Origin of the sequence: Rhizobium sp. ZK1 (genome assembly GCF_047782645.1) — a bacterium.
In the GTDB taxonomy this organism is placed as follows: Bacteria; Pseudomonadota; Alphaproteobacteria; order Rhizobiales; family Rhizobiaceae; genus Rhizobium.
In genome coordinates, this window is sequence record NZ_CP180587.1 from 973,899 (window position 1) to 996,106 (window position 22,208).

General features: G+C 58.4%; 20 protein-coding genes and 2 pseudogenes. 15 read left to right on the forward strand and 7 right to left on the reverse strand.

The window, feature by feature from the left end:
• Nucleotides 1-110 precede the first annotated feature (110 nt).
• The gene (locus tag ACK9YZ_RS27100; RefSeq protein WP_416068327.1) at nt 111-1,373 is read left to right on the forward strand and encodes an MFS transporter; all 1,263 of its coding nucleotides are present in this window, start codon (nt 111-113) and stop codon (nt 1,371-1,373) included.
• A gap of 64 nt (nt 1,374-1,437) precedes the next feature.
• Here the strand turns inward: ACK9YZ_RS27100 and ACK9YZ_RS27105 are convergent, their stop codons facing one another.
• Nucleotides 1,438-3,243, reverse strand: coding sequence for a hypothetical protein (locus ACK9YZ_RS27105; RefSeq protein ID WP_416068328.1), 1,806 nt, complete (start codon nt 3,241-3,243; stop codon nt 1,438-1,440).
• Between the two features lie 263 nt (nt 3,244-3,506).
• Between ACK9YZ_RS27105 and ACK9YZ_RS27110 the strand changes: the two genes are divergently transcribed.
• Nucleotides 3,507-3,974, forward strand: a complete 468-nt coding sequence (locus ACK9YZ_RS27110; protein WP_216760657.1) for a hypothetical protein — start codon at nt 3,507-3,509, stop codon at nt 3,972-3,974.
• A 491-nt stretch (nt 3,975-4,465) separates the two neighbouring features.
• On the opposite strand, the gene ACK9YZ_RS27115 is transcribed toward ACK9YZ_RS27110, so the two are convergent.
• Genes ACK9YZ_RS27115 through ACK9YZ_RS27125 form a run of 3 tightly spaced genes read right to left on the reverse strand, consistent with a single transcriptional unit; the run spans nt 4,466 to nt 7,184 of the window.
• Nucleotides 4,466-5,404 (reverse strand): DUF2950 family protein, encoded by a 939-nt coding sequence (locus ACK9YZ_RS27115; protein WP_216760656.1) that lies wholly within the window; start codon nt 5,402-5,404, stop codon nt 4,466-4,468.
• 29 nt (nt 5,405-5,433) lie between these two features.
• Complete coding sequence (locus ACK9YZ_RS27120; protein ID WP_416068441.1) at nt 5,434-6,828, reverse strand: DUF3300 domain-containing protein; 1,395 nt, start codon at nt 6,826-6,828, stop codon at nt 5,434-5,436.
• A 41-nt stretch (nt 6,829-6,869) separates the two neighbouring features.
• Entirely contained in the window at nt 6,870-7,184 is a 315-nt protein-coding gene (locus ACK9YZ_RS27125) for a hypothetical protein (RefSeq protein WP_216760655.1), read from the reverse strand.
• 325 nt (nt 7,185-7,509) lie between these two features.
• On the opposite strand from ACK9YZ_RS27125, the pseudogene ACK9YZ_RS27130 reads away from it, so the two are divergent.
• The 4 genes and pseudogenes from ACK9YZ_RS27130 to ACK9YZ_RS27145 form a co-directional block, all read left to right on the forward strand.
• Nucleotides 7,510-7,611, forward strand: a pseudogene (locus ACK9YZ_RS27130) (DUF3302 domain-containing protein); the annotation flags it as partial.
• 72 nt (nt 7,612-7,683) lie between these two features.
• On the forward strand, nt 7,684-9,399 hold the full coding sequence (locus tag ACK9YZ_RS27135; RefSeq protein WP_416068329.1) for a SulP family inorganic anion transporter: 1,716 nt from the start codon (nt 7,684-7,686) through the stop codon (nt 9,397-9,399).
• Nucleotides 9,400-9,419: 20 nt separating this feature from the next.
• Nucleotides 9,420-10,259, forward strand: coding sequence for a polyphosphate kinase 2 (ppk2, locus tag ACK9YZ_RS27140; protein ID WP_416068330.1), 840 nt, complete (start codon nt 9,420-9,422; stop codon nt 10,257-10,259).
• A gap of 33 nt (nt 10,260-10,292) precedes the next feature.
• The gene (locus tag ACK9YZ_RS27145) at nt 10,293-11,411 is read left to right on the forward strand and encodes an AI-2E family transporter (protein ID WP_416068331.1); all 1,119 of its coding nucleotides are present in this window, start codon (nt 10,293-10,295) and stop codon (nt 11,409-11,411) included.
• 12 nt (nt 11,412-11,423) lie between these two features.
• Here the strand turns inward: ACK9YZ_RS27145 and ACK9YZ_RS27150 are convergent, their stop codons facing one another.
• Together ACK9YZ_RS27150 and ACK9YZ_RS27155 are read right to left on the reverse strand one after the other, a co-directional pair.
• Nucleotides 11,424-11,660, reverse strand: a complete 237-nt coding sequence (locus ACK9YZ_RS27150; RefSeq protein WP_183732881.1) for a hypothetical protein — start codon at nt 11,658-11,660, stop codon at nt 11,424-11,426.
• Between the two features lie 141 nt (nt 11,661-11,801).
• Nucleotides 11,802-12,008 (reverse strand): hypothetical protein, encoded by a 207-nt coding sequence (locus ACK9YZ_RS27155; protein ID WP_216760651.1) that lies wholly within the window; start codon nt 12,006-12,008, stop codon nt 11,802-11,804.
• Nucleotides 12,009-12,455: 447 nt separating this feature from the next.
• On the opposite strand from ACK9YZ_RS27155, the gene ACK9YZ_RS27160 reads away from it, so the two are divergent.
• The 3 genes from ACK9YZ_RS27160 to ACK9YZ_RS27170 all read left to right on the forward strand — a co-directional run bounded on the left by ACK9YZ_RS27160 (nt 12,456) and on the right by ACK9YZ_RS27170 (nt 16,204).
• Nucleotides 12,456-13,679: a sensor histidine kinase gene (locus ACK9YZ_RS27160; RefSeq protein WP_416068332.1), complete on the forward strand. Its 1,224-nt coding sequence runs from the start codon at nt 12,456-12,458 to the stop codon at nt 13,677-13,679.
• Nucleotides 13,669-14,340: a response regulator transcription factor gene (locus ACK9YZ_RS27165; protein ID WP_216760649.1), complete on the forward strand. Its 672-nt coding sequence runs from the start codon at nt 13,669-13,671 to the stop codon at nt 14,338-14,340. The genes ACK9YZ_RS27160 and ACK9YZ_RS27165 overlap by 11 nt, the downstream gene beginning before the upstream one ends.
• A gap of 85 nt (nt 14,341-14,425) precedes the next feature.
• Nucleotides 14,426-16,204: a hypothetical protein gene (locus ACK9YZ_RS27170; RefSeq protein WP_216760648.1), complete on the forward strand. Its 1,779-nt coding sequence runs from the start codon at nt 14,426-14,428 to the stop codon at nt 16,202-16,204.
• Between the two features lie 6 nt (nt 16,205-16,210).
• Here ACK9YZ_RS27170 and ACK9YZ_RS27175 read toward each other — a convergent pair whose 3' ends face one another.
• Nucleotides 16,211-17,176: a hypothetical protein gene (locus tag ACK9YZ_RS27175; protein ID WP_216760647.1), complete on the reverse strand. Its 966-nt coding sequence runs from the start codon at nt 17,174-17,176 to the stop codon at nt 16,211-16,213.
• Between the two features lie 159 nt (nt 17,177-17,335).
• Between ACK9YZ_RS27175 and ACK9YZ_RS27180 the strand changes: the two genes are divergently transcribed.
• From ACK9YZ_RS27180 to ACK9YZ_RS27205, 6 genes and pseudogenes are all read left to right on the forward strand, one after another.
• A complete protein-coding gene (locus ACK9YZ_RS27180) occupies nt 17,336-17,980 on the forward strand; it encodes a helix-turn-helix domain-containing protein (protein ID WP_416068333.1) in 645 nt (214 codons plus the stop codon).
• Between the two features lie 49 nt (nt 17,981-18,029).
• A complete protein-coding gene (locus tag ACK9YZ_RS27185; RefSeq protein ID WP_216760645.1) occupies nt 18,030-18,377 on the forward strand; it encodes a hypothetical protein in 348 nt (115 codons plus the stop codon).
• Nucleotides 18,378-18,618: 241 nt separating this feature from the next.
• Nucleotides 18,619-19,088: pseudogene (locus ACK9YZ_RS27190) on the forward strand (enolase C-terminal domain-like protein); the annotation flags it as partial.
• 208 nt (nt 19,089-19,296) lie between these two features.
• Nucleotides 19,297-20,172, forward strand: a complete 876-nt coding sequence (locus ACK9YZ_RS27195) for a carbohydrate ABC transporter permease (RefSeq protein WP_216760643.1) — start codon at nt 19,297-19,299, stop codon at nt 20,170-20,172.
• Nucleotides 20,169-21,077, forward strand: a complete 909-nt coding sequence (locus tag ACK9YZ_RS27200; protein WP_216760642.1) for a carbohydrate ABC transporter permease — start codon at nt 20,169-20,171, stop codon at nt 21,075-21,077. The genes ACK9YZ_RS27195 and ACK9YZ_RS27200 overlap by 4 nt, the downstream gene beginning before the upstream one ends.
• 4 nt (nt 21,078-21,081) lie before the next feature.
• Nucleotides 21,082-22,185, forward strand: coding sequence for an ABC transporter ATP-binding protein (locus ACK9YZ_RS27205; RefSeq protein WP_216760641.1), 1,104 nt, complete (start codon nt 21,082-21,084; stop codon nt 22,183-22,185).
• Nucleotides 22,186-22,208: the final 23 nt, after the last annotated feature.

The window sequence follows — 22,208 nt, forward strand, 5'->3', positions numbered from 1 at the left end:
CGAATATCAGATGAGCGTCAGGCCTGCCGCTTTGTCTTTCCCCTGAATCAGGATTTCGGCTACGCGCCGCATGCGCGCCTTCCCGCCCTCAGGCGCGACCGAGATTGATCATGACAATCCTTGTGCGGAGCGGTTTCCCGGCCCGCACAAGGACGCCTCAAAGCCAACTGGCGACGATAATGAACCGCTTGATTCCCGACGTTTTCCGTAATCCTGCAATCCGGGTGAGCATGATCGCCATCTTCACGTTCGGATTTGCCGGAGCGACGACGGCCCCCTATCGGTCCGTGGTCGGTATCCGCGAGCTCGGGCTGTCGAATGAGCTCTATGCCACGCTGATCTTCACTGCCGCGGCAGTCAACGTGATCGTCAGCATTCTGCTCGGCAATCTTGCCGACCGGCTCGGTGAATACCGTAGGATGATGCTTGTAGCGGCGAGCTTCGGCGTTATCGGTTATGGCGCGGTGTTCTTCTTCCCGACGCAGGACATATTTGTCCTCAGCGCACTTCTGCTGCTTCCGGTCTATGGTTGCCTGAACTCGTTGCTCTTTGCCAATGTCCGGGCCGCGGCCCATGGACTGGCACCGGCTGACGTGGCGACCGTCAATTCCGGCGTGCGGGCGATGATCTCGCTTTCCTGGGTCCTGGTTCCCGGGCTCACGGGGGTTCTGCTCTCCCCCTCCTCGACCATGTTGCCAGCCTATCTCTTCGCCGCTATTTCCTGCCTTGTCTGTGTGGGACTCGTGGGCTTCTTTTTGCCCCGACAGAGCGGTACGGATCGTGCCGCCACCCACCATCTCTCCTATCTCGCCGCACTGGACCAAGTGATTTCCCCGAAAATCTTCAGCCGGATCACGGCAATCGCGCTGATCAGCAGCACATTGCATGTGAACGACGCCATTTTCCCCCTCGTCGTAACGGGCGCCGCCCGCGGCGCTGTCGCCGATATCGGCATTCTGGTCGGGATCGTCGCGCTCCTCGAGGTGGTCTTCATCATCGTCTGGTCACGCCTGTTGCGCCGCATCAGCCAACTCGCAGCCCTTGCAGCCGGGGCATTGATCTATGCTGTCTACCTGCTGCTTCTGGCTTTTGCCCATGAGCCCTGGCATGTCTATGCCCTCACCTTGATCAGTGGCATCGGCGCGGCGTCACTGATCTCCATTCCAATCACCTATCTGCAGGATTTGATCGCCGAGCGGCCCGGTCTCGGCAGCGCGCTGATTTCCGTCAACATCTTTCTCAGCGCCGGACTGAGCGCTCTTCTCTTTGCCGCCGGCACAGCCATCACCAGCTATTCCGGCACTGCGGTGGTCAGTGCCCTCTCCGGTCTTCTCGGGATCGCTTGGCTGCTGTGTCTCGACAGGCGCCGGTAGCCGAGGAGCGGCGGCGCTTGAGAAAGCTTCAGCGCCATCCGCATTTTGCATGGCTATCGCCACTTCAGTCCTTTGACGCCTCGTCATCCGACACAGGCAGGCCCGCAGACTTAAGTCCCGCAAGAAAGCGCTCCTGGTCTTCGGTCCGCGCCAGCCGCCTGGCGACCTCCCGCCTGACGTTCGGGATCAATGCGGGTGACCTGAGCTCGATCCAGTCGAGCTGCTCCTTGGCCTCGGCCGTTTTTCCCAGCGTGCCGAGGATGGAGAGCAATACGAGGCGATGCATCGGATTGTAGTTCAGGTCCGACATGCGGGACCAGAGTTCCGCGGCTTGCGTGTCGCCCCGCATGAAGGCACAAAGCGCCATTCCAACCTCGTAATATCCGCGTGGTCCGGCATTCCGGCTGACCGCCTCGGAAACCAGTTCGCAACCCCTGGCCCATTTTCCCGACATCGACAGGCGCAAGCCGTATTCACCCGCTACTTCGGTGTCGTTCGGGTTGCTGGCATAGGCGGCCTCGCCGGCATTCAGGGCTCCGGTTGGGTCATTGCTGAAAAAATCGGCGAGCATTAGTGCTTGAAGCGCGCGCGCATTCTTCGGGTCGAGCCTTACTGCGCGTTCGGCAAGTTCCTTCGCAACGCGGAGCGTAGCGGCTGTCGGCTTGGTGTTCAGCTGGTACAGAAAGCGGAACTCGTCGAGATGGATCAGCGAAAGAAGAGCGATAGTATTGGAAACATCGGGTTTCTTTTCAACGGCCCGCCGCAGACATGATTTTGCTACCTCATGCGCCTGCGCAGTCATTTCGCTGCGATAGCTGTAGTAGGACAGAATGCAGGAAAAAGTGTCGCCACTTCCGGCAATGCTGGCGGTGTCCGTTTCGAACATAACGCCGAACGGCCGTGCGACCGCCGTCGCGATATGTTCGGCAAGGCTCGACTGCGTTTTCAGAATGCCCTGCACTTTCGTGTCGGCATCGTAATTGTTTGCCCAGATGACAACTCCATCCGCCCGTCGCACCAGCCTTGCCGTTGAGCGCAGAGTGTTGCCTTCCAGCCGGACGCTTCCCTGGAGAGCGTAGAGCGGGTCCGACGAAGCCTGGCCTTCCCCATTGCGCGGCAGCACGGCGACGGCGATGGCGATGTCGTTGAAGGGGACGAGTTTTTCGATGATGTCGTCGGTAATGCCTCGGGAGATATCGGATGCAAGCCCTCCTTCAGAGGCACTTGCGAAGCGTTCGACGACGATGGTGGGGCGGCTGTCGGCCCCCGTCGCTGTCTCGGCTTCCATATCGAACAACTTTGCATGCAAAAGCATCGCCGCCGAGACGAGGAGGATCACTGCGCCCCCCGCAAGGAGCCAATATCGGGTTCGTGACAAGCGCCAGCTCGCCCTATCTCGGCCGACCGTATCTCCGATGATATTGGCCTGCCGCGATGCATCGCCTCCCCCTGGTATCGGGTGATTGGAGAGCCCGAGTTTCGGCATATCTGCGGGCTCAGTGCCTTGCCTCACGTCGAAGACCGGCGCGTAGCCGCCCAGGGGAACTGTGATGATGATCCGGTCAGCGCCGCCGGCGGTGAGGTAATAGTGTTCCAGCTCCCTCCTCAGCCGCCCGGCTTCGATACGGACACATGGATCCTGTTGAGCATCGAAATTCGCATCCCTGCCGAAAACAGCTTGCGCGATGGTAAAGGCCTTCAGATGCTCGCGACGGCCCTCAAGTGTTTCCGTCACGACGAATTCGAAGAATCTTCTCGCCCGCTCGGGAAGACGAAACTCCGGGCTGGAAAGAATGCGCTCAAGCTGCTGCCGCACCTCCTCCTGCGAAAAAGTGCTGTCGCCGGCCCTGTCAACGCCTGCATTTGCCATCGGCTCCCCCAAGAATCCGACTGATAACAACCTGCAGCATACTGCCTTGGACGATAGTCCGAAGTCGCCATGACGGCAATGTCATTTAGTAGCAAACGCTAATAAAACAAAGTTTGGGCAATGGATCACCTGATGGCCTAACACGTCTTCGCGGGCCATATGCCGGCGTAAGATACCGTATTCTACCGGATCGGACGTGTATTTTACTGCCTTCGACTGCCTGCGCGCTCTATCATCGCCCATGCACTCTGGAGGAGACGGCGATGACATCACCTGAGACGTCCACAACCCAATCCATGGCAAGCGCAGAGGAGCTGCGCAAACGTGCTCTGGAACTCCAGCTTCTGGAAATGGAGCGCAACGAAAAGATCAAGGCGCGTGAAGCGAAGAAACATTCGGAATTCGTCGAGGATTTCTTCCGCAAACAGATCGGTGAAACGGAACGCGCCGTCATCAAGCGATTGGTGATGAAAGCCGCTGCAGACGGCAAATACGAGGCGCTGATCTACAGTTTCCCCTCGACCTTCTGCACGGATAGCGGCCGAGCCATCAACAACAACCTTCCTGGATGGCAGAAAACACTGCAGGGAAAGGCAAAGGAACTTCTCGAACTCTTCGAGACGGTCGCCAAGCCTCAAGGCTACGGGCTCAAGGCGATGATCATCAACTTTCCCGATGGCATGCCTGGGGATGTGGGCTTCTTCCTCACCTGGGAGCCGCCTGTCGACTGACCGGCAACATCAGGCATGAGCAAGGGAATACCGAATTGAGAGCGACCGAGATCGAGTGAACGTTCCCGGTCCGCAACGACCGTGGGCGCGTTTGCGCCGACGACCTGGATCTCCAGCAGGAGACCTACCTTTACCGCCAAGATCAGAACTCCATCCGTGTCCGCTTGATGGACGGGTTCCGCGCGCCTGACGAACAGATTTCGTGCCGGCCTCGCCCGGACGAAAGGAATATGAGATTCCAGTCGAAGAGGCACGGAACCTCCTGCTCCACGCCGCCGGCCATATTATTGCGACAGCGTTCTTCATGATGGCAGAAGCCGAGATGTGGACGCCTCTGGCGCCTTTGAGGAACTGACGCCGCCGGGACCGAATGGCGAGCGAGGATGATCGGCCGAACCTGCCGCATGGATGGGATCGAACGTTATTCTAACAGCGCCATGGCCGCTGTCTTGCGCATACCGCCGGCGATACCGGCAGCATGGACTAAGATCCTATTCGCTTACGACGGTCCAGTTGGCATCCGGATTGAAATCCTTGATCGCCGCCGCGCGCGCTTCCGTTTCCGGTCCCAGATCGCGCTGGTAGATGACGCTCGTCCCGTTGACCATAAATGTCTGCACGCCGGTGACCCGATATTTGACCGGCCAGGCGATGAGCGCAAAGCCGCCGGTCATATAACCGTTGATGATATAGCTTTGCTTGCCGCCAAGCACGTTGTCTCCCTGAGACGTCAGGATGCGGTAGCGATAGCCGTAATAGCCCTCCCCGCGTTTGGCGGCGCCGAAGGCAGCTGTCTCGACCAGCGCGCTTGCCGGGCTTTCCTCGGGATAAACGTTCGGATCCCAGTACAAGCCATCGAGCTTGCCTGGACTGCTGATCAATTTCTTTGCGAACTCATAGATGCCGTCGCCATCACGGTCCTCGGATGCAAATTGATACTGGGCCGCGACATATTCATGCATGGTGTCGATGGTGGCGAGTTCGTTTTCGCCAATGCGGCGATTGATGATCTCTTCGAGGCCGCGCTGAGTGTCAAAAGACCATTTGTCGTCCTTGCCCTCGGTCAGCGGAAACGGCAAGGGCCAAAGCCGATCCCCGATCGCAACGATCTTCATGCCTTCTGAATCCCGCAAAACCACCCGCCGCTCGGCGCCTTCGCGGATCAATCCGTAGGCGATCATCGCCTCGTTGTTCGAGCGCAGCTTGTCCGGCTTCAAGCCGAGCAACGTGGCAAGATCGTCGATATTGTTCGAGCCCAGCACCGATTTGAGCTTATCGAGCGCAAGCTCAGGACTGTCGAATTTCGGCGATGGCGTTGCCGCCTTGTAGTCAGCAAGATCTGTCTGCTCCTGCGAAAGCACGGGCGGCGCCGGCATTGCGCAAAGTACTGTCGCAAACATAAGCGGAATTACGATCGATTGGCGTCCCATGAGGTTACTCCCTGAGCTGGAAAGAGGTCTCACCGCCGTCTGCCACCGCCACCGCCACCGCGACCGCCACCACCCTGCGGGCGTGGCCGATGCTGTGCGGGGCGAGCTGACTGGCGATTTGCGCCCATGCTCTGCGATCCGCGTTTCGAGGCAACCGCCTCACGACGACCGGACTGGACATTGCCGAGCGCGCTCGGTTGGCGTCCGCGATTATCGGGTCTGGCAGCCATCTGCGGTTTATTGGGCCTATTGACGGATTTCTGCGCAGGCTTGGACGGGCGATTGGCGGCCTTCTGAGGACGTGCCTCGGGCCGGGATGCGGTCGGCCGATTGGCCGCCGCCGGTCGATTTGCTGCCGTTGGCCTAGTTGCCTGCGGTCTGTCCTTTAGGCCCTGAGCCGTGCTCTTGCGGATATCTTCTGCACGCGCCGAATTAGCGCGATTGCCGGGCCGCTGGCTCGCCTGGATATCGTTGGCCCTGTTGCGCAACTGGTTGCGATTGTCGGCCTGCAAGCCGGACTTGATCGCCGACCGGTCCATCTTCGCAAGCTGGTCCTTGCTGATGTTCAGCTTGCTCCGGTCGACCTTGCTCCAGTCGACGTCGTTCCACTTCATCTTTCCGTTGAAGTTGCGGTCGTTCAGGCAATTGTTGCAGTCAATGTCGATATCGCCATCCCAGCGGCCGCCCCACACGCCCCAGTCGTCCCAGTTGACAAGGGCAGCCCAGGTCAACCCGGTGACCGCAGCGGCAAAGAACCCTGCCCCGGGATAATAATAGCTGTCGTAATAATCCGGATAATAGGAGATCGGTTCCGACGCATAGCCCGGTTCGTAGAGCATTTCCGGCGGATATTGCGGGATATAGATCTTCTCCGGATCGGTCGGCCGGATGATGATGTTGTCGTTTTCGGTGACGATCGTCACCTTGTCATCCGTCTTGATGATGTTCTTTTCCACCGCTTCATCACGAAGCTGCTGGATGGCAATCAAGACATCCTTCTGCTGGTTGGCGAGCGCATCGGCGAGCGACTGCGTCCAATCGAGATCCTCACTCATCATCTTGACGATGTCTGGGTAGTTCAGCAGCGAAACGACGCTGCCGTCCCAATCGCTTTTGGGCTTGAGGTCGGAATTCTTCTTTTTCGCTTCGAGGAAGCGCTGTGCTTCAATGATCTGAAGAGGAAAGAGCGAAGCGGCGGAAATTACCGCGACCAATTCATCCGGATAGAGCGCGATCCGCGCTACGAGCACTTCAAGCTCATCATCAGACAGGAGTGCGGTTGCGGGCTGTTCTGTGCTTGTCTGCGCTGGTGCTGCTGTCGGTGCGGGGGTCTGCGTCTGCGCGCGCATTGGGAGCGCCGGCTGCAACGCAATAATTGCCAGTGCCGACAATCCGCCAAGCAGTTTGCGGGAAATTGCTTTCATCACGCACGGACCTCCCTTGAGTTCTTGAACGACAGATACTGCTACAGAGGCTTCGGGCCAGTCTGCGTTGACCGCCTGAGGACCACAATTTTCGATTGGGCGATGGCCTCCCCCATCTCTTTCAGGAGGGCATCGACGAGACCCGCGTATTCCAGCCGCCGTGCTTCCCTAACCGCCTCCGGTAACCGCTCGACATGCGCGAGCGCCTGTGCCGCAGCCGTGAGATCCTCGCACATGCTGTGAAAGGGTTCGTTTACATAGAAAAGCCGCTGCACCAGCCGCTTCTGATTGGGAAAATAAGTCTCCGCCGTCTCAAGGACGGACAAATATGTCGAACCTTGCTCTCCCGAGACCATCCCCGCCCCCGCCGTCAAACTGCGCCAAGCAGATGCAGAAACTATATATATCAAGCGGATCGGCAGCAGACGTAAAATACGCGATCTTACATTAGCCGGCTTCCAAAAAACCTGGCCAATTCGGTACGCGGAGGCCGGAATGGCACCCATCCTACCGATCCCGCCTTCTTCATTTTCCGCAGGGACGATCTGCTTAAGCGGGTCTGCTGCCGACGCGTGAATAGAGGTTACGCGATGCTACGGGCCTCCGCGCCAAAACGGGCCTAATATCCTGTTGTCGATAGCAATCGAAAGGCTCGGCCGAACCGGCCGGAAGGGAGCAGCCGTGTTTCTCGATTATTTTGCTCTGGGCGTGCTGGTCTTTGTCATCGATGCCCTGTTTTACGCAGTGATTGCGATCCACGACATTCCTCATTTCATGGCCAAGCACCAGTCCCGGCGATGCGAGTGGAATGCCAAGACGCAAATGCGCCAACGGTGAAAGCATAAGGAGCTAGCGGTGATACGCAGTCTTCCGATGTTGCGAGGCTTGACTGGCTTCAACAGAGGCTGGCTCCGGAGCGATATCCCGGCCGGCCTGTCGATCGCCGCCGTCGGCCTGCCGAGCGCCATCGCCTATCCCGCTATCGCCGGCCTGCCGCCGGAGACCGGCATCTATGCGAGCATCGTCGCGCCGATCGCCTATGCGATTTTCGGGCCTTCCCGGCTGCTGATCGTGGGGCCTGACGCCGCGTCAATGTCGGTGCTGGCGGCTGCAATGGGCACTATCATAGCTGCCGATCCCACGGGCAGCGGCGACCGGGTGGCGATCGCGGCAGCCCTCGCCCTCGGCGTCGGCGTCTGCTATATCGCCGCCAAATTGTTGAGGCTTGGCGTCCTCGCAAACTTTCTTTCCCGCCCCATTCTGGTCGGGTTCTTTGCCGGCGTGTCCCTCTCGATCCTTGTGGGACAGATCGGCCGTTTCACGGGGATGAAGATCGAATCCGATGGGTTGATCCAGCCGCTTGTCGAATTTCTTGCCAAAAGCAGTCTGATCCACTGGCCGTCGCTCATTTTTGGCTTCAGCATGTTCGCGCTGCTGTGGATCCTCCGTTTTTTTCCTTTCAGAATTCCAGGTCCTATCCTGGTCGTCGTTATCTCGGTCGTTCTTTCCGCGATTTTCGATTTTCGGGGCCAAGGCATTGCCGTCGTTGGGGACATACCGCGCGGACTTCCGAGTTTCTCCCTACCCCCGCTTCATGAGATGCCCCTAGACAAGATCGTCACCGGTTCGGTCGCGATCTTTCTTGTCAGCTTCGGCTCCGGCATTGTGGCGGCGCGCAGCTTCGCGTCGCGGACCGGTGACGAGGTCGATGCAAATCAGGAGTTGGTCGGGCTTGGCGCGGCCAATATAGCGCCCGGGCTTTTCGGTTCGTTTCCGGTCAGCGTATCGGATTCTCGAACCGCCATAAATCTGTCGACGGGCGGCGTGTCGCAGCTCGCAGGACTGGTCTCCGCGGCAGCACTGATCGCGGTGCTGGTTTTCCTCCATGCTGCGTTGCGCATCCTTCCCATTCCCGCGCTCGCCGCAATCCTTGCAATGGCTGCCATCAGCCTGATCGATCTTCCCGAGCTCAGGAAGATCTGGCGCATCAGCCGTATGGAATTCGTCTTCGCGCTGATCGCCATGTGGGGAGCGATCAGCTTCGGTGTCCTCAATGGCGTCATCGTCGCAATTGCCGCAACCTTCGTCTATCTCCTGCGGAAGACCATGTTTCCGCGCGACGGCCTTCTTGGCCGCATCGAGGGGCGGCACGGTTTCTTCGATCTCAAGCGCTATCCGGAGGCCCGACCCGTCCCGGGCGCAGCCGTCTTCGCGGTGCAGGGCAGCATCCTTTTCTACAATGCTGATTACGTTCGCATCCGGCTGACATCGGTGGCAAAGGAGCTTCCCGCGGATACCAAATGTCTGGTGCTCGATGCCAGCGCCATCACACAAATCGACAGCACCGGCGCGACCGCGCTCGAGGCCGTCGCCGAAATCCTCGTGAATCGAAACATCATCTTCGCCTTTGCCGATCTCAGCGACGAAAGCCGGGTCATTCTCGAACGGGCCGGTGTCATCAAGATGGTCGGCGCCGAGAATATTTTTAACGGCAGAGAAGAAGCCCTGCGAACACTGATCGGCGATATCGACCAGATCGGTAGTGCCACGCCGGCGAGCAATGCACTTTAGTGATAGAAGGAGGGAGAACCATGGACGAGAATTACAAGCCGAAGCAGGCCACCGGCGATGAGAGCCGGGGCAAGGATAAAAAGAAAAAGAAATCATGGGATTATGAGAAAGAGGTCGGTCGGCTGCAGGTCGAAATCGCTCATCTGCAGGCCTGGGTGAAGAAAGCCGGCGCAAGAATCGTCATCATCTTCGAGGGACGCGATGCCGCCGGAAAGGGAGGGATGATCAAGCGGATAACGGAAAAGGTCAGTCCGCGTGTCTTCCGCGTCGTGGCGCTGCCTGCGCCGACAGATCGGGAGAAATCGCAGATCTATATGCAGCGTTACATCGCTCACTTGCCGGCGGCCGGCGAGGTCGTGATATTCGACCGCAGCTGGTATAATCGGGCGGGCGTCGATCGTGTCATGGGCTTCTGCAGCGATAAGAAAGCGCGGCGTTTTCTGGAGCTCGCGCCCCGCTTTGAAGCGGCCATCGTCGAAAGCGGCGTCATTCTGCTCAAATATTTCCTGACCGTCAGCGAGGAAGAACAGGAGCGGCGCTTCAGGCGGCGGATCGACGATCCGGTGCGGCAGTGGAAGCTTAGCCCCATGGATCTCGAATCCTATCAGCGCTGGTGGGATTATACGCGCGCCTATGACGAGATGCTGCGGATGACCGACACCAACCATGCACCATGGTGGATCGTGCCTTCGGACGACAAGAAGCGCGCGCGGATCAACTGCATCTCGCATATCCTGCAGTCCATTCCCTATGAGCGGGTGAAGTTTGACGAGCCCGATCTCGGAAAACGTCAGAAGCGTCCGGCCGACTTCATAGAGGATAGCAGCATCCGCCATATCGTGCCCGACATGACGTCGTAAGCACTGCCGGCCTGGAACGTGGCGGATGTAACAATGGAGCAGATAGCCGATACGCCGGCGCGGAAAACCGATGCGGGCCAGATTTCGATAGAGGCGAGAGTAAGTGATCTGGTCCGGTTAGGCATCATCGGGCTTTTCGCCTACTGGACGATGGTTCTCATCGCGCCCTTCGCACTGATCGTCATCTGGTCGGCGATCCTCGCAGTGGCGCTATTTCCGATGTTCCAGACTCTCTTGCGACTGATTGGAAACAGGCCGATGATTGCGGCTGTTATCATCGTCATCGGCTGCCTTGTGCTGATTATCGCACCGCTCGCACTCGTTGCGGTCAATTTTGCCGATGCGGTGCAGGCACTGATCGGCAAGTTGTGGACGGGAAACTTCACGCTACCCACAGCACCGGTCGCCATCAAGGAATGGCCTGTCGTCGGTGAGCGTGTCCATGACACCTGGAACCAGATTGCGGGCGATCTGGCCTCCACCATCATCAAGTTTCAGGCGCCTATTCGTGAGGTCATGGGTGTTGTCGTCGCAAAGCTCGCCTCGATCGGCGGCGGCGTCTTGAGCTTCGTCGCTTCGATCATACTCTCCGGGCTGTTTCTCACGTGGTCCGTGCGTCTGGCCGCGGCAATACAGGTGCTGGCCAGCCGGATCGCCGGCGAAAAGGGTGTCGGTTTTGCCCGGCTGGCAGGAACCACGGTGCGGAATGTTTCGCGAGGCGTGATCGGCGTTGCCTTCCTGCAGACCCTGCTCTGCGGAGTGTGCTTTGCCTTCTTTGACATTCCGGCACGGGGTGCTCTGACCTTTGCGGTCTTCATGCTTTGCGTGATGCAACTGGGTCCTGGGCTCGTGCTGCTGCCGGTCGTCATCTGGGCGTGGTTCTCCTGGCCATTCGCGACTGCCTTTATCTTTACCTGCCTTGCGGTGCCGATCACCGTCGTGGACAATATTCTGAAGCCCATCCTGATGGCGAAAGGCCTCTCGACGCCGATGCCCGTTATTCTGATCGGCGTCATCGGCGGCACGCTCTCTCACGGGCTTCTGGGTTTGTTCCTTGGGCCGGTCGTCCTCAGCGTCTTCTACGAGTTGCTGAGAGCCTGGGCCTGGCCGCCGGCGACCTCAAATGGATCCGAAGCGGAACACATCGGATAGGTATCGGCAAGCTCATCGGCTGGTGCAGTAGACGACAACTTCCTGCTCTATTTCGCGGCAGAGCTGCTCATATTCTGTAATCAGCTTATCTTCCCTCGGTCTTTGAATCCGAAATCTGTCCAACGCATCGACGGCAAGATCATAGGCCTCGAACATCTCACCGAGTGTCTCGTTGGTTATCTCCGCTAGAAGATGACGGATATCGGGAAGCCGCAACATCAGTTTTCTGCGACCGCGTTCTAGGCTCATGGATCGCTCCGTATTCAAAGCACGTCTGCAATTGATACGAAGGCAGAAAGAGGTCGAAATGTTCCCGACCTAGCAAATATATGGTCCGATTTGAGAGCGAAAACTGTCGGGATCCGGCTGACGAGGCATTCGCAGTCCCTTTCAATGAAGATCGGACGGATCACATCGCTGAATTTGCCATGCGCGCCAATGGGTCGGGTGAATATCAAGCATCTCGCCGGTCATGGCGTTGGCCCATCCGCCGGGCAGACGTTGGCAAGGAAAGACCAGGGCATGGGTACCTTCGTCGTCGATGACGGCGAGTTCTATGTCCTCTTCGAACGGAGCTTCAGCGACCAAGCGCCACATCACCGAACCCTCCCCGACGATGCACCGGCGTCGACCGGCAAGATGCTATCGTTTCGGCGTGCCAGTCACTCGTCCGGCATGGTTTTTCCTGCCTGTACGTCTGCGGATGTTGCATTTCGCCATGTCCTGCCTTGGCGTTGCACCAGCGATCGCGAGCCCTCCTCGCAGTGAACCAGCTCTCTCAAATAGCCATATACCCACGACGTCTCAGACTAGCGGAACAACGAGCCAGAGGCATTGAGTCGGATCAATGGAGGTGAGGCCGGGCCAAGGCGCTGGCTCGCTGGGCCTTCAGCAGGCCCGGTTGTAGGAGAAGACCAATAGAGTCTACGCGATATTACACCGATCCCCCATCCAAAGATGGTAAACTCGCGCCATTGTTGAGGATGCCGTCGAGGCACTAGCGTCGAGGCACTGGATTGCTTCTCAAGGGCGGAGGAGACCACCATGTCCACCAAGATGGAGTCGCCGCATGCTACCGAATTCAGTTCCCCTGTCTCAAGCCTGGCGGCACGAACCTCGTTCATCGGAACGCGAATAGCACGGCGCGAACCCGTGCGTGCTGCTTCCAAGGGTGATAATCGGCCACAGGCGAACTGGATTCGGCAGCTCTATGAACACATACCGGACGCAGTGTTCTTCATGACCGGCAACAATAGAATTTCAGCCTGTAACAGGGCTGCGGTGGTCCTGTTCGGTTATGAGGAAGATGAATTGCTCGACCGCAAGATCGACCTCGTCTGGTCCGCGACGCCGGATGTCAAACTCAGGGGACGCTGGGCGGACCAGGGCGCGGCACGCGCCGGCCTAGCAACGACCAAGAGGGGCGTCCAGTTTCCAACTACGCTGACCATCATCCGAGAACAGGGCGAAAAAGAAACCTTCGCTGCGGCGATCTTTGAGGACTTCCGAACAGAGCGCGAGACATTGCAGCAGGTTCAGGAGCTTCAGTGTGAGCTGGCGCGTCTCGCAAGAGTAGCCGCGCTTGGAGAAATGACAACGACGCTGGCTCACGAACTCTCTCAGCCGCTCTCCTTGATCGCCGCTTACTCCGAGGGGTGCGGGCGCCTCATGACGAACGACCGCCGCAGGCACGGCGCGGAGCTTCGTGAAGCCTTGTCGGAAATTACGCAGCACGCCTTGTGGGCGGGAACGATCGTCCAGAACATCAGGGAATTTGCAAAGCGCGGCACCGCCGAGAAACAACTGGAGGCGATGCACGCGTTGATCCACAAAGCGACGGCGCTTGGGCTTGCCGGATCAACCCGGAAAGGCCTTCACACCGATTTGCAACTCGAAGCAGAGCGGGACATCGTAGTCGCAGACCGTGTCCAGATCGTCCAGGTGCTGATAAACCTTCTTCACAATGCCGTGGACGCGACCGACGGCGTCGAGCGGCCGACGATCGCGATCCACTCGAGGACCGATGATTGCTCGCATCTGGTTGTCGACGTGTCCGATAATGGTTGCGGAATTGCCGTCGAGATCGAAGAGGCGCTGTTTCGTCCCTTCGTCACTAGTAAACCGCGCGGACTTGGCATGGGCCTGGCATTGTCAAAGCGTATCATTGAAGCGCATGGAGGCCGCATAAGCGCGCGCAAGGGAACACAGGGAGGCTCCATCCTCTCGTTTTCGCTGCCGCTGGCGGAGACCACAATCAATGGCGAATGACCTTACGATCCATCTCGTCGACGACGAAGAGTCGCTCCGGCGATCTCTGACGTTTCTGCTGGTGTCGGCCGGCTTTGCCGTTCGTGCACATAGCTGTGCGAAAGCCTTTCTGGAACTTCTGCCGCTGTCGGGGCGAAGTTGCCTTGTTACCGATCTATGCATGCCCGATATCAACGGCATCGAATTGCTTGAGCGGTTAAGGCGTGTCAGCACGGACGTGCCGGCGATCGTCATTACCGGTCAGGGCGATATCGCCGCCGCGGTTCAGGCGATGAAGGCGGGAGCATCCGATTTTCTGGAAAAACCGCTGAAGGAAGAAGCGCTGATCTCGGCCATTAACGGAGCAATGAGGCAAAGGCGGTGCGGCAGCGCCGTGGCCGATTGCGAAAGCGTTGCGGCGCGACTTCGTCAGCTCACGGACCGCGAACATCAGGTTCTCTCCGGCGTGCTCGATGGCTTACAGAACAAGATGATCGCCTATCATCTCGGCATCAGCTCGCGCACGGTGGAGGTCCATCGCGCCAATGTGATGGCCAAGATGGGCGCGCGCAATCTGGCAGAGCTCATGCGCATGGCCATTGCCATCGATGCGGCGCAACCGCTTGAAACCGCAAAGGCTTCGCCGATCGGCAGCTGGTCAGCTTATATTCGACAAGCCTAAAGCAGAACTTGCAACCCCAGGCTTGTGAGGTATGATGCGTTAGAAGTAACTTAAATAATTGCGTGATCTTGTCGTAGGGGCGATCATGAGAAGCGCAAAGATCAATGCTTTCAGTAGTCTTGGGCCAACAGCTGACGAAATCAGCCGGCAGGTCGAACGAATTCTCACAAGCGAGGAATTTCACGCACCGAAACGCGGGCGGAATTTCCTGGCATTCGTCGTCAATGAGACACTCGCCGGCCGATCGGACTTCCTGAAGGCATTTACGATAGCAAATGTGGTTTTTGGCCGGGAAGCTTCGTTCGACCCGCAGAACGATCCGGTTGTTCGAATCGAGGCCGGCCGAATACGAAAGGCGCTCGAGCGTTACTATCTCGTCGCAGGCCAGAGGGACGACATCGTCATCACTGTGCCCAAGGGTGGATATGTCCCGCATTTCGAATATGCGCGGGAGGCGCCGGCCCCGGCAGATCCCGCCGAAGTCTCGGATAATGCGCAAAATGCCGAACACGAAGATCAAGATCATTCGCTTCAGGAAACACGTCGTCCGGGGTTGGCCACCCTTATCGGTCTCGGAACTGCGCTGGCCGTCGTCGTCGCTCTTCTTCTTCTCGCTCTCACGTCCGCATTGTCCTTGCGTGATACTCCAACCGCAACGATGCCGCAGGGATCTCCCAAGCCAAAGGTGATCATCGAATTTTTTGCCGAAAGCAGCCCCGCTGACGCCGGTTCGGATATCGCGCGTGGTCTCAGGGACGACATTATCGGGCAGCTCGCCCAGTTCGATGACATCGTCGTGGTCGCCGATCCGCTGCGTGGTGAACACGCCACCGGTACCAACTACGCATTGCAGGGCAATGTCCAGCTCGATGGAAGCAGGCTGCGTGCCGTTGCCAGGCTGGTCCGCCAACTGGATGGAGCGGTCATCTGGGCCGATAATTTCGATGCGGATCTTCAAGATCAAAACGAGCTTGCGATTCAAAGCAATATCGCCCGGTTAATCGCCAATGCTGTCGCGCAGCCCTATGGCGCCCTCTTCCAAACCGACGCGGATATGGTAGCGCGACCGGCGCAGAGGGGAAACCAGAGTGCTTATGCCTGTACACTCGCCTATTCCAACTACCGCCAGACCATGACTGTGCAAAGTCTCAGTGCAGCACGCGAATGCCTGCAACAGGCGACCCAGCGCTTTCCCAATGACGCGGTGTCCTGGGCGCTGCTGTCCATGGCCTATCTCGACGAAATCAGATTCCGTTACACGCTCGGCACGTCATCGTCGACCCAGCCTCTCGCACTGGCGAGCGCTGCGGTGGAGCGGGCAACATCACTCGCACCGGACAATCCCCGCGTGCTGCAAGCGCAGATGCAGGTGAGCTTCTTCAGGGGAGATATTGACAAGGCCCTGAAGGCAGGCACCGCAGCCTACGATGCAGACCCTGATGATGTAGAACTCGCAGGCGAATACGGTTTTCGACTGGCGATGTCGGGGAAATGGCAATCGGGCTGCGAGTTGCTGTCGGTCGCCCTCAACAAGGGTGTCGGCACCAGAGGTTATTACGAGGTCGGCATGGCTTTGTGCGCATTCATGAAAGGAGATATCGGAAAGGCCGAGCAGTGGTCGAGACGGTCCGATCTCGACAATAATCCCATGCACCGCCTTGTGCTGCTATCCATTCTCGGAGCGGCCGGAAAGACTGATGAAGCCATGCTGGAACAGGATTGGCTCAAAATCCACGCGCCGGCTTTGATGACGAATATCCGTCAGGAAGTGTCGCTCCGCCTGCAGCGGCCGGAGGACCAGGAACGGTTCCTGAACGGGCTGCGCGCCTCAGGACTGGTCGTCGACCCCGTGTCGGCAAGATAAGATAAGCTATGGATCGGTGCCCGTGCCGTTCAGCCTCTGGCTGTTCGAAACCTCCATCGCGATCTGTGCGGCGATCTCGTCCTCAACATCGAGAATGGTCTGGCCGCGCAGGTCTCGATCATATTGATTTGCCCAGATAACCGTGCCGTCGGCGTCGTTTATCAGGCGGACATGCAGATGAAGGATCATGCCCTCGACGAGGGCGCTTCCCTGCAGGTTGAAAAGCGAACCGGTCGTTTCCGTCCTGGAACGGCCTGGAGCGAGCACGACAAGGTTTTCCACCTTCATCAGCTTTGCAATCAGCTGATCGGCCAATCCCTTCACGAAATCAGCTCCCTGCACGGTACCGCCGAGAGCGGCGAAGGGTTCGACAACAATCCTGATCTTGCTCGTCAATGATGATGTGGCAGGGGCCGGCAACGGTTTTGGTGGGGAGAGATAGGTTTCCAGCGGACGGACAAGGGCGAGTATAGCCACGACCCCGAACAGCGCGGGGATGCCGATCGGCAACAGGAGATCTCGATAACTCGCCGGCCGCTCCCGCCCGAGGGGGCGCCGCTTGTTCTCGCGGTTCTGCAGAACGGAGATTTCGCCCGCATCCGGACTGTCTTCCCCACGGGAAAAGTGCGGCGCATAGCCTCCTTTGGGGACGGTAATCCGGATCGGGTCACCGCGTCCGCAGACGAGGTAGTATCGTTCGAGCGCGCGACGGATCCGCCCCGCTTCGATGCGGACGACCGGATCACTCTGCGCATCGAAGGAGGCATCGCGGCCAAAAACCGCCTGTGCAATCGTATAGGCCTTAAGCTGCTCGCTGCGCCCTTCAAGCGTCTCTTCAACGATATATTGCAGGAAGCGGCGTCCGCGCTCAGGGACAAGGAATTCCGGACTGGCGAGTATAAGGTCAAGTTGTGCACGCACGCTTGCAGAGTCTTGAAATGCGCGACTGTCCCCTTCCTCTTCCGATGCCATCGAGACCTCCCGCGATATTCTCGTATCGCTCTCATCAAGGGGAATAGCTTTATACACCTGTCGATGGTCCCGGGCCTCCGTAACAATACGTAAGGGGTATCTCGAATACCGGGTCAGGCCGCGATTGCCTATTCTGCGATACGGATGGGGGCGACGCATATGCTTCAAGACCACGCGATGGTAAAGCAGACGATAGTTCCGGGGTACCGCTATGGCGCGACTGCTGGGACGGCCAAGGATCAGTCGATCAAGCTCAAGGCCGACGAGACGATCTATAGCGAAGGCGAACATGCACTTGCGATCTATCAGGTCGAAGCGGGTGCGGTGCGCATCTATCGCCTGACGGCCAGCGGGCAGCGATACATCCTGTCTTTCTGCGGCAAGGGTGAGTGGTTCGGTCTGGAAACGGGCAATGTTCGAACCGATTTCGCAGAAGCCGTATGCGAGACCTGTATCAGGCCCTTTCGCGCCAATCGGGACGCACTCGTCCCCATAGACCTTCTCCACATTGCGCTGACGAGCCTCGCAAAGGCACAGCACAAACAACTCGTCATCACCGAGCAAAGCGCACTGAAGCGCGTTGCCGCCTTTGTCTACGAAATGGCCGATCGTCATCCAGGAAGCTGCGAATTCGATATGATGATGTCGCGCAGCGATATCGCCGACTATCTCGGACTGACGGTCGAAACCGTCGCCCGCTGCTTCACGAAACTCCGCGGAAAGCGCATCCTCTGCCTGAACGGTAAACTGCAACGCATTGTTCGTCTTCTTGACCGCGATGCACTCATCGCAATGACGATCTAGCGGCAGCGGATTTCGGAAGAACTAATCGTGCAAAAGGAGGGATTGAGCAATGAAGTACGCATTCGGCCGAATATCGAACGGATTGACCAAAACGCTTCTTGCAAGTCTGGTCTCGCTAGCGGGGCTTCCACTCACCGCGCTCCAGGCGCAGGACGATCCGTTCGATCAATTTCCATTGCTCATCCAGTGCAAGTACAAAGACACCTATCATGCCTTCTTCATATCGCGCATCTCGCAGGACGGTGTCGCGACCTATGTGGCATCTGAGCGGATGGCCGGCACGATCACCCTGGACGGCCACGCGAAGGCAACCGGAGGCGCGGAGGGCGGCAGCTGCGTCGGCAAGACCTTGGCAGAGCTTCGTGCATCTCACCAGGCCTATGACCTGAAACGTTAGCGCCCTCCATGTGAAGCGGTTCACAGCTCGATCATTTCAGTTCCCCACCATCGTGACCGGCACGATAAGGACTGAGATGCGGAATGCATTCGGTTTTGCGGCGCCTTCGCCGTCATCATCTTTCTCTGTCTCAGCTACGGAGAAATGCCGGGAAGCTTCATATTTCGTGGGCTTCGAATGAACGAGCATATGAAAGTCGTCGAACTCAAAAATGCCCCTCGCCTGATCAACCACGGCCCAACTGTTCTGGATCGAGGCCCTGCTCTCCTGCGACTACACGCCATGGGTCAATGCCGGCGTCTATCGTGAGCTGACCCGTTCCAGCACGACGCCGATCCATCTCGGCGAACAGATCTATCTGCGCCAGAACTTCAAGGAATTGATCGAAGGTCACGCGGTTAATGTCGGCAGGATCGCCGAGCTTGAATGGATCGGCTAATATGTCCACCTTCATTCGATCCTGATGGCGCCGCATCGAACGGCGAGCGAGCTCCTCGGTCTGGCCGCACTCATCCGGGTCTGCGCCACCCTGCCCCACAACTTCATTGCATTCGCGTAGACGACTGGCGATCCGGACCGGTGGTACGACATCGTCGACGGGCTGCCGCAGACGATCGTCAAGGACGGCTCATCGACGTGATCGACCGGCCGAGCCTGGGCGTCGATCTCGTGCCCGAACCAGCAAGACGTTATCTGGCGGAAGATGACTAGACCGTCTTCGATTGATCGGCTGGCTGAACAGTCGTCGCGTTTCATCCAACTTCGGCGTGCATCCAGATCGCGGCGCGGCCAATTGTCATTTGACATCGCGTTCTTTTGATTCCTATATTTGGTCTATTATGAACTACATGCTGTTCATATAAGAAACAGGCGGCGGCCAACCGGAGGAGCGGAGGCTGGTGGCCTGAGGAGGAGGCTCATGGGAATCCGATGGAGCCGCGTCATCCCGCATCTGGCCGTTGCGCCTGCAGCGCTGTTGACGCTTGTCTTTTTCATTGGGGCGATAGGCTGGACCGTCTATCTCTCGTTTACGGCAAGCCGCCGCTTCCCCGACTATGAACTGGTCGGCTGGAAGCAATATTGGCGGCTTTTTCATGATCCGTCCTGGATGCTTTCGCTGCAAAACCTCGTCATCTTCGCCGTGGGCAGCCTGCTGTCGATCGTCATGGGCTTCATCCTTGCGGCGCTGATCGACAAGGAGGTGCATGGTGAAGGCATCTTCCGCACGGTTTTTCTCTATCCGCTTGCCGTTTCGCTGATCGTCACCGGGCTCGTCTGGCGCTGGCTTTTCAATCCGGGCCTCGGCGTCGAAAACGTTCTTCACTCGATGGGCTGGGAGAGCGCCTCCTTCAACTGGCTTGCAAGCCAGGACACGGTCATGTTCGGGGTCATTCTGGCGGCGGTCTGGCAATCGACCGGCTTCTTCATGGCCCTCATGCTCGCCGGCTTGAAATCGATCAACACCGAGATCTGGCAAGCTGCGCGCCTTGATGGCGTGCCCTTCTGGCGGCTCTATATCGAGGTCATCATTCCCATGATGAAGCTGACCTTCCTGACCTGCATCATCCTGCTCTGCATCGGTGTGGTGAAGGCTTATGACATTATCGTCGCCATGACCAACGGCGGTCCGGGCGGTGCGTCGGTCATGCCCGCTTATTTCGTTATCGACGCCTATTGGCAGAAGCAGAACCTCGGCTTCGCCTCTGCGGGCGCGACCGTCATGCTACTGACGACGCTCGTTCTCTTCCTGCCGCTCGTTATAATCACGGCCATCCGGCAGAGGAGAGCGGCATGACGGCTATCTCAGCGACATCCCAACCCCGCCGCGAAACGAAAGTGCGCAGGCGCCCGCTGATCCGGCCGAGCCGGGTGGTGATCTTCGTCTTCCTGCTGATGGCCGCCGCCTTCTTCGCAGTCCCGCTCTACGTCATTATCGTGACGTCCTTCAAGACGATGGATCAGATCCGCGAGGGGCAAATCTTCTCTCTGCCCTCACCCTGGACGACCGATGCGTGGTCCTATGCCTGGATGCAGGCCTGTTCCGGCATGAACTGCAACGGCGTGCGAATCGGCTTCCTCAACTCGCTCTATATCCTCGCCCCGAGCCTAGTCCTGACGATTTCGCTATCGATCATCACTGGCTACGGCTTGGCGCTCTGGAACATCAAATGGGCGAACGGTTTCCTGTTCATACTCTTCATCTGCGCTTTTGTGCCGTTCCAGATCATCATGTATCCGCTGATCAAGATCACCGGCTCGCTGCATATCTATGGTACGACGTTCGGCATCGCTGTCATCCACAGCGTCTTGTCGCTGCCCTTTTTGACGTTGATCTTTCGGAATTATTTTCGAGGCATGCCGCCGCAGATCATCGCCGCTGCCATGATCGATTCCGGCTCCTTCTGGCGGATCTTCTTCGAAATCGTCCTGCCGATGTCCGGCAATATCATGATCGTCGTGCTGATCCTGATGATCACGGGCATCTGGAACGACTTCCTGGTCGGCCTCACCTTCGGCGCGCAGGACACGCAGCCTATGACGGTCGTGCTCAACAACATCACGGTGACGACGACAGGCGCCAAGAACTATGCGGTCGACATGGCTTCGGCACTGCTCACCGCCCTGCCGCCGCTCGTCATCTATTTCGTTCTCGGCAGGTTCTTCGTGCAGGGCATCACTGCTGGCGCCATTAAGGGATAGAGGCATGCCTTCCATCGCATTCAACAATATCGTCAAGAAATTCGGTGCCCTGACGGTCATCGAGAACCTGAATCTCAGTATCGGTGACGGGGAATTTCTGGTGCTGCTCGGGCCATCCGGCTGTGGCAAGACAACGCTTCTTAATCTTCTCGCCGGTCTGCTCGAAATCGACGATGGAGAAATCCTCATTGACGAGCGGGATGTCAGTTACCTCGACCCCAAGGACCGGGGCCTTGCAATGGTCTTCCAGTCCTATGCGCTCTATCCCACCAAGACGGTGCGCGGAAACATGAATTTCGGGCTGTCCTCCCGCGGTATATCGCGCGAGGAGGCGGATAAGCGCATCGCATGGGCCGCCAAACTCTTACAGATCGAACACCTTCTCGACCGCAAGCCCTCCCAGCTTTCCGGCGGCCAGCGCCAGCGCGTTGCGATCGGCCGGGCACTGGTCAAGCAATATGGCGTCTGCCTGTTTGACGAGCCGCTTTCCAACCTCGATGCCAAACTGCGCAACGAGATGCGGATGGAGATCAAGAAGCTCCACAATCAGCTCAGAAACACCGTCGTCTACGTCACGCATGACCAGGTCGAAGCCATGACGATGGCGACCAAGATTGCCGTGATGAACAAGGGTGTCATCCAGCAATTCGGCACACCGGATGAAATCTACAACGAGCCGGCCAATCTGTTCGTTGCCGATTTCGTCGGGTCGCCGGCCATGAACCTGCTCGATTGCGTTGTCCGGCAGGAAGGCACTGACCTTGTCGCCGTGGATGAGAAGGACGGCGTCAGCATCAGCCTTGGCGAATACAAATGGAAGGCCAAGGCGGCCGAAGGCAAGCCCGTCAAGATCGGCTTCCGGGCGGAGGAACTGCTGATCGAGGAACGCGCGGATGCGGGAAACACCGTCCGCTTCGACTGCCCGGTCGAATATTTCGAGAAATCCGGACCCGATGCCTTCGCCTTCCTGACCATGTCGGGAAAGAGCATCGCCGTGCGTATCGATGGCCGCGATGCGAACCGCTACCGGGGCAGACCGGCCCTGCCCGTCTATCTGCCGCTCACCAAGTTGAACGTCTTTGACGGCCCGACCGGCCAACGGCTCTGATCAGATCTAAAAGGGAGGAATGT